Source organism: Streptomyces sp. NPDC002076, assembly GCF_053593835.1.
In genome coordinates this window covers 69,921-81,495 of the sequence record NZ_JBSFDI010000030.1, presented here as the reverse complement: position 1 = coordinate 81,495, position 11,575 = coordinate 69,921, and the positions used below count along the sequence as shown (strand labels likewise).

Annotated in this window: 11 protein-coding genes and 2 pseudogenes; 4 read left to right on the top strand and 9 right to left on the bottom strand. The window is 68.5% G+C overall.

Translation table 11 applies throughout. From position 1 onward, the window contains the following. Window positions 1-24 precede the first annotated feature (24 nt). Entirely contained in the window at window positions 25-1,143 is a 1,119-nt protein-coding gene (locus tag ACWCQS_RS40890) for a PP2C family protein-serine/threonine phosphatase (RefSeq protein WP_451009201.1), read from the top strand. Window positions 1,144-1,372: 229 nt separating this feature from the next. Here ACWCQS_RS40890 and ACWCQS_RS40885 read toward each other — a convergent pair whose 3' ends face one another. The 5 genes from ACWCQS_RS40885 to ACWCQS_RS40865 all read right to left on the bottom strand — a co-directional run bounded on the left by ACWCQS_RS40885 (window position 1,373) and on the right by ACWCQS_RS40865 (window position 5,798). Then, on the bottom strand, window positions 1,373-2,095 hold the full coding sequence (locus ACWCQS_RS40885) for a dienelactone hydrolase family protein (RefSeq protein ID WP_451009200.1): 723 nt from the start codon (window positions 2,093-2,095) through the stop codon (window positions 1,373-1,375). 292 nt (window positions 2,096-2,387) lie between these two features. Next, window positions 2,388-2,636, bottom strand: a complete 249-nt coding sequence (locus ACWCQS_RS40880; RefSeq protein WP_451009199.1) for an acyl carrier protein — start codon at window positions 2,634-2,636, stop codon at window positions 2,388-2,390. An 89-nt stretch (window positions 2,637-2,725) separates the two neighbouring features. After that, window positions 2,726-3,688, bottom strand: a complete 963-nt coding sequence (locus tag ACWCQS_RS40875; RefSeq protein ID WP_451009198.1) for a DUF1259 domain-containing protein — start codon at window positions 3,686-3,688, stop codon at window positions 2,726-2,728. A gap of 477 nt (window positions 3,689-4,165) precedes the next feature. Further along, entirely contained in the window at window positions 4,166-4,585 is a 420-nt protein-coding gene (locus ACWCQS_RS40870; RefSeq protein ID WP_451009197.1) for a CBS domain-containing protein, read from the bottom strand. Window positions 4,586-4,715: 130 nt separating this feature from the next. Further along, on the bottom strand, window positions 4,716-5,798 hold the full coding sequence (locus ACWCQS_RS40865) for an SDR family NAD(P)-dependent oxidoreductase (RefSeq protein WP_451009196.1): 1,083 nt from the start codon (window positions 5,796-5,798) through the stop codon (window positions 4,716-4,718). A gap of 415 nt (window positions 5,799-6,213) precedes the next feature. Between ACWCQS_RS40865 and ACWCQS_RS40860 the strand changes: the two genes are divergently transcribed. Beyond that, window positions 6,214-6,738 (top strand): transglycosylase SLT domain-containing protein, encoded by a 525-nt coding sequence (locus tag ACWCQS_RS40860; protein ID WP_451009195.1) that lies wholly within the window; start codon window positions 6,214-6,216, stop codon window positions 6,736-6,738. Between the two features lie 217 nt (window positions 6,739-6,955). Here ACWCQS_RS40860 and ACWCQS_RS40855 read toward each other — a convergent pair whose 3' ends face one another. From ACWCQS_RS40855 to ACWCQS_RS40845, 3 genes and pseudogenes are all read right to left on the bottom strand, one after another. After that, window positions 6,956-7,426, bottom strand: coding sequence for a tyrosine-type recombinase/integrase (locus tag ACWCQS_RS40855; RefSeq protein ID WP_451009194.1), 471 nt, complete (start codon window positions 7,424-7,426; stop codon window positions 6,956-6,958). A gap of 137 nt (window positions 7,427-7,563) precedes the next feature. Then, window positions 7,564-7,935 (bottom strand): annotated as a pseudogene (locus ACWCQS_RS40850) (transposase); the annotation flags it as partial. Next, window positions 7,817-8,160: pseudogene (locus tag ACWCQS_RS40845) on the bottom strand (MerR family transcriptional regulator); the annotation flags it as partial. The pseudogenes ACWCQS_RS40850 and ACWCQS_RS40845, both read right to left, overlap by 119 nt. 143 nt (window positions 8,161-8,303) lie before the next feature. Between ACWCQS_RS40845 and ACWCQS_RS40840 the strand changes: the two are divergent. Continuing rightward, window positions 8,304-8,810 carry an NUDIX hydrolase gene (locus tag ACWCQS_RS40840; RefSeq protein WP_451009193.1) on the top strand — a complete coding sequence of 169 codons (507 nt, stop codon included), beginning with the start codon at window positions 8,304-8,306 and terminating at the stop codon, window positions 8,808-8,810. Between the two features lie 593 nt (window positions 8,811-9,403). Here the strand turns inward: ACWCQS_RS40840 and ACWCQS_RS40835 are convergent. Continuing rightward, window positions 9,404-10,321: an NADP-dependent oxidoreductase gene (locus ACWCQS_RS40835; protein ID WP_451009192.1), complete on the bottom strand. Its 918-nt coding sequence runs from the start codon at window positions 10,319-10,321 to the stop codon at window positions 9,404-9,406. Window positions 10,322-10,779: 458 nt separating this feature from the next. On the opposite strand from ACWCQS_RS40835, the gene ACWCQS_RS40830 reads away from it, so the two are divergent. Next, window positions 10,780-11,556 carry a methyltransferase domain-containing protein gene (locus tag ACWCQS_RS40830; RefSeq protein WP_451009191.1) on the top strand — a complete coding sequence of 259 codons (777 nt, stop codon included), beginning with the start codon at window positions 10,780-10,782 and terminating at the stop codon, window positions 11,554-11,556. Window positions 11,557-11,575: the final 19 nt, after the last annotated feature.

Here is an 11,575-nt window from a genome sequence, read left to right as displayed (position 1 = left end):
TTATGCCCCATTAAGATACCTCTTATGATCAGGACAGGACGGCCTCGACGTCACCGCCCTCTGTACGGTGGCCGACCCGAGCCCGTACTGCTGTCCCCCGTGCTTCTCACCGTCCTCATCGCCGCCCTGGCCTTCGCCACCCCCAGGGAGATCGCCTTCAGCCGTCTCCTGCCGGCCGCACCCGCCCTCGCCGCCGCGATGTGGCCCGTGCTCTCGACGATCCTGCTGGGGGCGTTCTGCCTGCTGGTCATGATCGGGCTCAGCCTCGTCTACTCCGATCTGGGAACGCCCTACACGGCGGCTGCGATCGTTGCGGTCACTTTGGCGGCCGCCTATACGAGCCATCTCCGACTCCAGCGAGAGGAGACACTCTTCCAGATCCGGCTCGTCGCCGACGCGGCGCAGCAAGTGCTGCTGCGCCCGCTGCCGCGCCGGGTCCAGCACGTCGAGATCGAGTCGCTGTATCTGGCGGCCCAGGAGCAGGCCCGGATCGGGGGCGACTTCTATGAGGTGGCCGACACGCCGTACGGGGTTCGGCTGCTCATCGGTGACGTGCGCGGCAAGGGACTGTCGGCGGTGGGAGCGGCCTCCGCGGTGATCAACTGCTTCCGGGAGAACGCGTACGACCAGCCCGACCTGAGGGGCATCATCCACCGCCTGGAGACCAGCATGTGCCGCTACAGCGTCGCGATCCTCGACCCGGACCAGCCGGAGCACTTCGCCACCGCTCTGATCGCCGAGATCCCGTACGGCGGTGGGCATGCGAAGATCCTCAACTGCGGGCATCCCCCACCCCTGCTGATGCACAACGGAGAGATCCGCGTCCTTGAGCCCACCGTTCCCTCGCCGCCCCTCAATCTCGCGGCGCTCCTAGGAGACGACTACCACGTCGACACCATCACCTTTGCCTCGGGCGACCAGATGCTGCTCTACACCGACGGCGTGACCGAGACCCGGGACCGCACCGGCACGTTCTTCCCGCTGCCGGAGTGGATGCGGCAGCTCGGCCCGGCAGCGCCCCGTGAGCTGCTGGACCAGCTGCACCAGGATCTGCTCCACTACAGCGGGGGAAGGCTCGACGACGACATCGCGGCCGTTGCCGTCCGCTGCAGGTACCCCGTGGCTCAAGAGGGCTCTGTGTAGGTGACCGGGAGCCGGATCGGGGGCCTTCCTCGCGGCTGATATGCGTTCCGCGAACCGGCCCGGCCCGGGCACTGGTGGCCGAGCGCCGCCCCGAACGGCCGGTACCGCCGCGGTCGGGGCGGTTGTGCGGCTGCCGGCCACCGCCATCGAGGGAGCGGGACCCTGTCCTCGATGAGCGGCATCCTGGCCGACGCCGCCTACCGTCTGCTGCCGGCCTGACGGCCCGGCCTCACTTCAGATGCCGGGCGAAGAACCGGGCCCCGTCGTCCACCTCGAACCACGGGGTGCCGGCGTGCCCGCCCAGATTGGCGTGCAGCGTCTTCTCCTTGGTGCCGAAGGCGTCGAACAGGTCCAGGGCCCGCTGCCGGGGGTTCCCTTCGTCGTCCCACTGCAGCAGGAACAGCAGCGGAACGGTGACCTGCCGGGCCTCCTCGCGCAGGGCGCCGGGCACGAAACCCCCGGCGAAGAAGCCGGCGGCCGAGATGCGCGGCTCGACCACCGCCAGCCGAATGCCGACGGCGGTCATCCCCGAGTACCCGACCGGGCCGCCGATCTCGGGCAGCGAAAGGAGGGCGTCCAGGGTGGTCCGCCATTCCGGGACCGCCCTTTCGACCAGCGGGACGATGAAGGCGTCGACGATCTCGTCGACCGGCTCGCCGGCCTGCATCGCCCGGCGGAGGTCGGCGCGGTGTTGATCATCGACGGCGGAACGGGGCCGGGCACCGTGCCCGGGGTGGTCGATGGCGGCCACCGCGAAGCCGTACTCCGCCGCGAAGTGCCGGGCCCGGGCCACCAGCCGGGGTTCCCCCTTGTGCAAGCCGCCGTTGTGGCCGATCAGGATCAGCGGGGCCGGTGCGGATCCAGGCGTCCACAGGATGCCGGGGATCTCGCCGAGGGTGAATTCGCGTTCGAGGACACCGTCGTCGAGGCGCTGCTCAGAAGTGAGTCGCACGGTCGTGCCTTTCGGGAGTGCTCCTGAACGGCGCTCCCGGACGACCTATCGCCCGACCGTGACCCCGGAGGGGAGCACCCATGTCGATACTGCGTTCACGGGTACCACCTCCTCCTTCTCTGGCACGGCCTCCGGAAAACTAGCAATGGACACCGTGGTCCGCCAACAGGCTTTTGCGGAAGCTCCGTGGCCGGATGCCACGGAGCCACTCGCCTGAAGACCAAGGCCGTGTCGTCAGGGGCTTCGGACGCCTTCGACCCCAGCGTGAACCTCGCCGGCGCAGAACGGCGGCTCAGGTCCGGTGGCTGAGGATGTAGGCGACAGCATCGCCGACGGTCTGGAGGCTCTTGACGACCTCGTCCGGGATCGTGACGTCGAAGCGCTCCTCGACAGCGACAACGACCTCGACCATGGACAGCGAGTCGATGTCCAGATCATCGGTGAACGACTTGTCCGGCTGGACATCCTCCGCCGGGATCCCGGCGATCTCGTGCACGATCTCGGCGAGAACGGCGACGGTGTTCTCCTGAACGACAGTCATGTCAGGGCGCTCCTTTACAGATATCGAGAGGGTGTGGCAGGCGGACTGCGTACCGGACTGCGGGAGTCGGGGGTGTGGTCGCGGGCCGCTCAGGTGCGGGGTGCGTGGAGTTCGTCAAGACCCGCACGCAGGCTGTGGGCCAGGGCGGTGGCCTGCCCGGTTGCCCAGAAGTGCAGGTAGAACAGGCGGGGTTGCTCGTGGAGCATGTGATTGTGCAGCTCGATGATCGTGATGCCCCCCGAGCGTAGTGCCTTGATCACCGGGTTGACCTGCTCGGCCGTCATGGCGAAGTCACCGTTGACGGCCGCGCGGCCTGCGCCCAGCGGCTGGAACATCAGGAGGGTGGATGCCTCCATCAGGTACGGCAGGGTCACCTGGGCCCGGGTGTCGGTCACCTTCTGGGCCACGGGGACGTGGAAGTGGTAGGTGCCGTGCTCGTTCTCGCCCTTGGTGCCGATGACACGGTCCAGTGCGGCCGTGTCCAACGCGAGCGCGGACTGAGTCTCGCTCGGCTGGTGTGCGGGGATGCCGGTGGCGGCCAGCGCGGCGTGCACGGCGTGCGCGAGGGGCACCGGCTCGCCGTAGGCGGCGTAGTGCAGCCACCACAGGCGGGGGGACTCCGCCTGGAGGTGCTTGTGGATCGCGGTGATCTCCACGCTGCCCTGTTGCAGGCGGTCGGCCACTTTGCTCAGTTCGTCCTGGGTGAGGGTGGCTTCACCGATCACGACCACCTTGCCGGGCGACGTCTCGTGGAAAGACGCCTCGGCGCCGAGTTCCATCCCCGGGCTCTCGGTGATGCCCGCGTTGACCACGTGCAGGTCGGTGCGCAGCCATTCGGCGGTGTGTACACCGCCGTCCTCAGTGGCCAGCTTCGTGCCGATGGCCTGTTGCACCGCCGTCCAGTTCACGCCCGGCGAGTGCACCGAGGCCGCCTCGATGCCAGCCGGCCCCTCGGGGCTGCAGCCGGAACAGAGCAGACCAAGGACGCCGGCCAGGACCGCGACAGCCATCGTGAAGCGACTGCGGCAGGGGTGGTGGACGCGGGTGGCCAAGAACGCCTCCTGAATCTCGTCGCTGAAGGCTGTCGTGCGGATTGCCGCCTTGTGGCAGTTTCTGCATCGTCCGGTCCCGAACGGCGGCGGCGCGCCAGGCGGGCGGCCGCCCGTCACTCCGGTGGGCACTGGCTTGCGGCACGGCGGCACGGACAGCAAGGTGCAGGCCGGCGCGGAGGGCCCATCCGGTCACCGCGCCGCTGGGCACATCAGCGTGATGTCGTCGGCATCCACGCCGTTGCGACGGGCCACGACGGCGTGGTTGATCTCGCGGCCACCCGAGCCAATGGCCAGCCACTCCAGCACCTACAGCCGGTCCGGTCGGCCCGGCTCGTCAGGCAGGCGGCCGTCCGCCGCGAGTCCCATCGCGGCGGACGGCCGTGTCGTGCAGGCGCACGTCGGATACGTCGTAGAGGGATCGGATACGTCGTAGAGGCTATGGATCATCGACGATCCGCCATGAGCGGAATGGCTCCCTCAGTGATTCGGTTCAGCGGCGCTGATGTCGGCCAGGGCCGAGCCCGGGTCCTTCTCGAGGGCCAGGTCGCCGAGGCTGAGGGCACCGACGAGGTGGCCGTCGTCGACGACCGGCAGCCGCCGCAGAGCCTTGTCGCGCATCAGCCGGACCGCCTGGTCCACCGCGTCCTGCGATGAGCAGGTGATCAGGTCGGTGCTGCACACGTCCGCGACGGCCGTGGTGTCGGGATCGCGATGCTCGGCGATGGCCCTGATCACCAGGTCGCGGTCGGTCACCAGGCCCCGCACATGGTCGGCGTCCCCGACGATGACGTCGCCGATGTCCCGCTCCCGCATGAGCCGTGCCACCTCGGTGAGCGGCGTCTGCTCGGTCACCGTCACCGGGTCCGACGTCATGATCTCCCGTACTTGCTGAGCCATGGGTACCTCCACCTGCCTTCCGCGACGGGCACCGGCCTGTGCCCGTGACGGCGGCCGAGTACCCGATCGTCACTTCGGCCACGCCAGGTTCGCCATGCCAACAGGGAGCGTCAGCCGCAGGGTGCCGGCGTCACCACGGCACCGGGCCGCGGTCGTTGTGGAACTGGCCCGTGGGACCGTCGTCGGCGAGATTTGCGAACGCGACGACGACCGCGGCGCCTTCGTCGACGGTCCGGGTGCCCCGTCCCTTGCTCATGCCGGTCGCGACATAGCCGGGTGTCACAGCGTTGATCTTGATGTGCGCGAGATCCGGGTCCGCGGCGAACGCCCGCGCGTACTGGAGTGTGAGCATGTTCAGCGCCGTCTTGGAGACCGAGTAGGCGATGCGGTGGGCGGCGTCGCCGCCGAAGTCCGTGCCGGCTGCGGTGAGCGACAACGACGCCGTGGTGCTGGACACGTTCACGATCCGTGGGTGCGCGGAGCTTCGCAGCAGCGGCAGCATCTCATGCACCATGGTCGCCGCTCCGGGCATGTTGACCTCACAGACGGAGCGGATCTCGGCGGCGGTCAACCGGGCGGCGGACACTTCGACCATCACACCGGCGTTGTTGACCAGCACATCCAGACGCCCGTACGTCCTGCCGATCTCGTCGGCCACGATGCCGATGACGGCGGAGACGATGAACACCGCCGTGGACAGCGCAGCCGCCTCGGTCACCAGCCCCACACCGACGACCGAGCCTCCGACGCCGAGGTAGATGCAGGTGTAGTAGGCCGCGGTGACCTCGCCGCGCCGCTCGCCGGGAGCCAGGTCGTTCACGTCCGTCTGCGCGCCCAGAAAGCCCAGACCGTGCCCGAGGCCGGCCAGCACCGCACCGGCCAGGACCAGCGGCAGCGAGTGCGCCGCGAAGGCCAGGGCCAGCGCGGCCAGACCCGCCGCGAGCAGCACGAGACCGAGGATCTGGGCGGTCCGTGGGCGCAGGCCGTGTCGGGAGGCGAGCTGTCCGGCGCAGGAGGCGGCGAGCATCACGGCGACGACCGTACCCAGCAGGGCCAGGTTCCGGCTGTACAGCAGACCACCCGCGTAGGACGGCACAACGGACAGGAACAGCGCGGCGACGGCCCACACGGTGGCGCCACCGATCACCATGCCGTCGACCGCGCCAGTCTCCAGCCGCGCCACCGCCTCCTCGTCACGGGTGACGCCTGTCACGTCGAAATCCTGCCGCGTACCCGGTCAGGCGGGGCCGTCATCGCCGACCGCCGGCTGGTACTCACAGGGCCGCAAGGGTGAACCGGAACGCTGCAAAACCCGATCTGGAGGGACTGGAGTCGTGACGCTGCCCACGAGAGCGGGATCACATCCTAAAGACGGCCGTAGGCCCATATGTGTCTGAACAGGGAAGATGACTAATAACCTACCCATTTTGGACATTTTCTCCGTAGTGGGGTAGTACGTCACATCATTGCGTCCCGCCCTGGCCCCCGCTAACTATTGCTGTCGTCGCTGGGAGCCGGAACACGGACCGAGCGAATCCCTCTAGGTCTGCCCCTTCCCTGCGGGCAGCCAACGCCGCCGCGAACAGCGGCCGGTGCCGACGATTTCCCCGCCGGAGAGTTGCTTTTCTATGACCATGATCAACCGCACCCGCATCGCTCGCCTGCGCACCCTCGCCCTCACCGGCATCACCACGACCGGCGCGGCGGCCGTCGCCCTCACTCTGATGCCCGCGAACGCCCAGGCCGCCGAAGCGACGCAGGTGTCGGCCTCCTCCGTGGTCAAGACGTCCTCGCACGACAGCAGCGCCGGCTCCCAGGCCAAGGCCGGTACCGCCAACAACCTCGACGGCTGGATCAAGCAGTCTCTGCAGATCATGAAGGCCAAGGGCATCCCCGGCAGCTACGAGGGCCTCAAGCGCAACATCATGCGCGAGTCCGGTGGCAACCCCACCGCCCAGAACAACTGGGACGTCAACGCCAAGCAGGGCACCCCCTCCAAGGGCCTGCTCCAGGTCATCGACCCGACCTTCAACACCTACCACGTCGCCGGTACCGCCAAGAGCGTCACCGACCCGGTGGCCAACATCACCGCGGCCGCCAACTACGCGGCCCACCGCTACGGCTCCATCGACAACGTCAACTCCGCGTACTGATCGGGGTTTACCCGGGTGCACGCTGGTCCCCGGTCATCGTGGACAAGGCACTGACGGCCTGGCCGTAGCGCCCAACGTGTCAAGGTGAGCGCCGAGTTCGGGTACGTCTCCCGTGGTCGAGCCATGGCCGCGCCGGTGAACACCCGCACTCCTGAAGCGCGTGTCGCAGGTTCGAATCCTGCCGGGGGCACAACGCATGACCGCTCTGACCCGGGGGTTATCCCCCAGGGAGGGGTCCTATTCGGCCTCGGACGTCTCGTCCGGGGCCGTTTGCGTGAGCGGACGGGGTGGCAGACCTCGATATTTCTCCGGACGGATCAGTACCGTCCGGCACGTTCGCCTCCGCCGCCATGGCCTCGGCCTGGGCTTCCGGAGCGTCGTCCTTGGTAGCGGCGCGGGCGCGCGGTACGAGCCGGGCTGCCGCCTCGGCGATCGCCAGGTCCGCCTCGGGGAGCAGGTTCGTGTACGTGCCGGCCGTGATGGTGATCGAGGAGTGGCCGAGTATCTCCTGGATGTCCTTCAGATCGGCCCCGGCCGCGTGGGCCAGCGTCGCGGCATCGTGGCGCAGGTCGTGGAGCCGGACCGGTGGGAGACCGATCTCCTCGTACAGTTCGACGAACCGCCGGGTGCCGTTGTCGGGGTGGAGCATCTCGCCGTTCTCCTGGGTGAAGTCGCGGCCTGTCCCCACCCAGGCGCTCCCCACTCCTCTCGGTCCTTGTCCTGCTGGGCGCGGCGCCGCTTGAGGACCTGGACCGTGTCGGAGTCGAGCGCGATGGTGCGGGCGCCGGCGTCGGTCTGGGCGTGTTCAAGGCCCTGTCGGCGTAGTCGGCTTGGCGAGTGCGGCTGCTTGAGCTTTCCGATGGGCCGCTCCACCGTGTTGCGATCCTTGTACCGGACGCTGTCGTAGGCCGGAGGCCGCCCACCGTGTGAACCCTGGCGCAGGCGGGCGGCCTTGTGGTCCTTCTTCTTCGGGATGACATGTCGGATGCCGCGCTTGCGGAGGTAGGTGCGGATCTCGTGGTTGCCGTACGCCTTGTCGCCCACGCTGTCCGGGGTGCGGCGGGGACGTCCGAGCCCTGTGCGAGGAACGCCATTCTTGTCCAGTACCGGCTCGAACCAGGTTGTGTCTGGCCACGACGGCCAGCACCTCGTGCCGGAGACGCAAGTTGTCGATCTGTACGTCGAGGGCGGCGGCATGCTGTGCGGCAACGTCGCTGAGGGTGCGCTCCTGATCCGTGACGCGCCGGATCACGTTGGGCCGAGGTCGCGCAGCGTCCGGATAGAGGCCAGCCGGGCGACGGCGTCTGGGCCGTAGCGGCGGTATCCGGCGAGGGTGCTATCGGCCGACGTCACCATGCAGCGGTCGGAACAGAACCGGATCGTCTTGACCGTCAGCCCGGTGCGCCGAGCCAGTGCGCCGATCGGGTAAAGGGTGCTGCCGTCCCTGACCCCACCTCCATGTCTCCCTCTACGGGAGGGCCAAGTCTGCGCACTCCTTCGACATGCGCTCGATCCCGACAGCTCGCCGAGGAGCCGGCGGAAAGCTCCAGATAGCATGTGCGTTCATGGCATTGACGAAGCGGTGGACTTCTCGTGTTCTCTTGGTAGACAGCGACGATCGCCTACTTCTGCTGTGCGGCCGCGATCCGCGCAAGTCAGGCGCAAGATGGTGGTTCACCGTCGGCGGTGCTGTCGAGGAAGGCGAGGACTATCCGCAGGCTGCCGTGCGCGAGGTCTGGGAGGAGACAGAACTGGCGCTAGTCGTTGGGCGATTGAGTCCCGTCGTCTGGACCCGGCAAGCGATCTTCAGTGTCGATGGCCAAGTCTTTGACCAGTATGAGGAATACCGCCTGGCCCGCGTCACGCCTGATGAGGCCCAGGCTATGAACATCAGGACGGAGGAGGCTCGTTATGGGCATCGATGGTGGTCCATAGCGGACCTGGCCACCACGACGGAGATTGTCCGCCCGAAGAGAATGGCTTCCCTCTTGCCCGATGTGCTGGCAGCCGTTGACCTTGATCGAGCCCCTGTGTATCTGGGTCAATTCAAGGAAGACACTGATCCGGAATAGGGCATCGACAGCCATGCTCAAGAAGCGACGGGCTCTATCAGGGAAGGTGATCGAAAGACTCGGCGACTTCTGCACCCAGGTTCTCGCCTCGCTCGCTGCCCAGCTTCAGGAGATGCCCCGGCTTCTCTCTGCGAGGACTGCGTTCGACCTGCGTGGTCTCTGCGGCATCGAGTGGTTGCGCGCCAGTGCTTCGGCCAGGTCGCGGCGAAGTCGTTGGCGAGCGCGGCACCGGTGGCCTGCCCGGCCGCATGTTCTTGGGCCAAGGCAATGTGGCGGTGTTGGTCTGGGGGGGGGGCGAAACGATCGTCGGGCCGGTGGTACTCCACCGCGGCCACCTCGGCCTTGTCCCGCCGCCGAGCGCCCAGCATGCCCGGCCATGCGATCGCTACTCGGACACGTCCCAACCGCTCGCCACGGAAGTTCCCATTCTGCCTCTGCCAGACCTCAACCTCCTGGGAGAGCTCCCCGGGTGTCAGTGGCCAGTTGCAATTCGCCGCTGGCGGCCAGTTGATGGGGAGTCATCTGGCCGCCGGCGGTGACGTTGCCTTCCTGTTCGGGGATGCCTGGTCGATGGTCGCCTCGGGTGGCCGCGGCTAGGGCCGGAGCACGATCTTGCCGTGGGTGTGCTGCTGTTCCAGCTCGCGGAAAGCGTCTCGTACCTGTTCCAGCGGGTAGGTATGGGTGATCGGCACCTCCAGCTGTCCCCGCGCGGCAAGCCGGGCCAGCTCGCCGAGCACGACCGCGCACGCCGCCGCGCCTTCTCCGTAGGTTCGCGCGCCGACCTTGGCCGCGGCTTGCCAGTCGCGGATCGTGTTGATTCGCTCGGGCCGCACGCCCAGCTCCACTGCCAGTGCCACGTAGCCGTCGCCGAAGGTGTCGATGAACGCGTCGACCCTGCCGCCGGACGCCTGACGGATCCGCTCGGCCACGCCTGGCCCGTACTCGACCGGGAGGACACCACGATCCTTCAACCAGGCGTGGTTCCGCTCGCTCGCCAGCCCGATCACCGTGGCACCGCGCCGCCGCGCGAGCTGCACGGCAAGCGACCCCACGCCGCCCGCCGCACCGGAGACGACGACTGTGTCGTCCGGGCCGGGGTCCACCGCGAAAACGGTGGCGTAGGCGGTCGTGCCGGCCACGTACAGCGCCCCGGCCACCTCCCAGGCCAACCCCGCCGGACGGGAGACCAGATTCACGTCGTCGACCACGACGAACTGCGCATGGCTGGCCCGCCTGTGGGTGAAGCCCAAGACCTCATCGCCCACCGCGAAGCCCCGGACGTGCGGGCCGGCCTCCACCACGACGCCAGCTAGATCGCTACCCTGCCCGGAGGGAAACGCCGCCGGCCAGCGTTCGTGCAGCGCGCCCGTGCGGATGTGCGCCTCCCCGGGCTGGATCCCGGCCGCGCGGACCTCGACCAGCACCTGCCCAGGACCGGGCACCGGCCGCTCCACCTCCTCCACTCGCAGCACCTCGATCCCGCCGTACTCGTGAAACCGCACCGCCTGCATCGCGTGATCACCGCACTTCCTCGTTCGACAGGGCTTGGACGGCCGCGCGCCAGAGGGCCGACGTCGACCGTGCCACCGCGTTCAAAGATCGAGAGCGGATTCGTATTCCCAAGAGCTCGACCGACGGTCGATGCCGTCCACGCCCAGGACGCACCTGTGGCCTGACTCGCACCGTGCAACTCGGGCCCCGGACATCGACGGAGAGCACCTGAGCCACACACATACCCAAACCTCCAGGCACAGGTCGGCGGCCTGGGGGCAGCGAGGGGCAGTCGTAATCGTCACCGGCTTGCGCATGCTCTCCTGCGTGGAGGGAAGTCGGGCCCAGGCCGCAACTCGCCGGGCCGGTTTCCAGGGCAGCCGGCAAGGCAACGATGGATGGCCTGGGAGCCGACGGACCGGCTGGAACTTGTCATACGGCCTCTGCGTCTGATCGGTCAGTTGGTTGACTGGGACGCATGACGTCATCTGCGTTCGAGACGGCCAAGCCCGATCCCGTCAGCTATCTCGACCGGCTCGCCACGAGCGATCTCGGCCGCTCCTACAAGCGGCGGATGCTCGACGAACTCGATCTGCGTGCGGGGCACATGGTGCTCGACCTCGGCTGTGGCCCCGGCACCGACCTCGAGCAGCTCGCCCAAGCAGTCACCTCAGCCGGCGCAGTCACCGGCATCGACCATGACCAGAACATGGTGGATGCTGCCAGGGCACGCACCGCCGGTCAGGCCATGGTGAACGTCCGCCACGCGGACGTTCACGACCTGCCGGTGCTCGACCACACCGTCGACCGTGCCCGTACGGACCGGGTCCTGCAGCACGTCGCCGATCCCCTGGCCGCGCTCGGTGAGGTCCGCCGGGTGCTGCGGCCGGGCGGGCGGCTGGTCATGGGCGAGCCCGACTGGGAGACCCTGGCCGTGGACCATCCGGACAGCGACCTGACGCGCGCTTACACCCGCCATGTGGTTGAACGGGTGGTCCGCAACGCGGGGATCGGCAGGCAGCTGGCGCGTCTGGCGGCCGCGAGCGGCTTCACGGTGCCCACGGTCATCCCTGTCACACCGGTCTTCCGGGACGTCCGGGTCGCGGACAGGATCCTCGGCCTGGAACGCACCACGCGGCGTGCCGTCGAGGCCGGCTACTTCAGCGACCAGGCGGCGGAAGCCTGGCTGAGCCATCTCGAGCGGGGCCCCTTCTTCGCGGCGGTGACGTTCTACATCGTCGTGGCCGAGGCATAGTCGCGCGTCGCATGGCCGT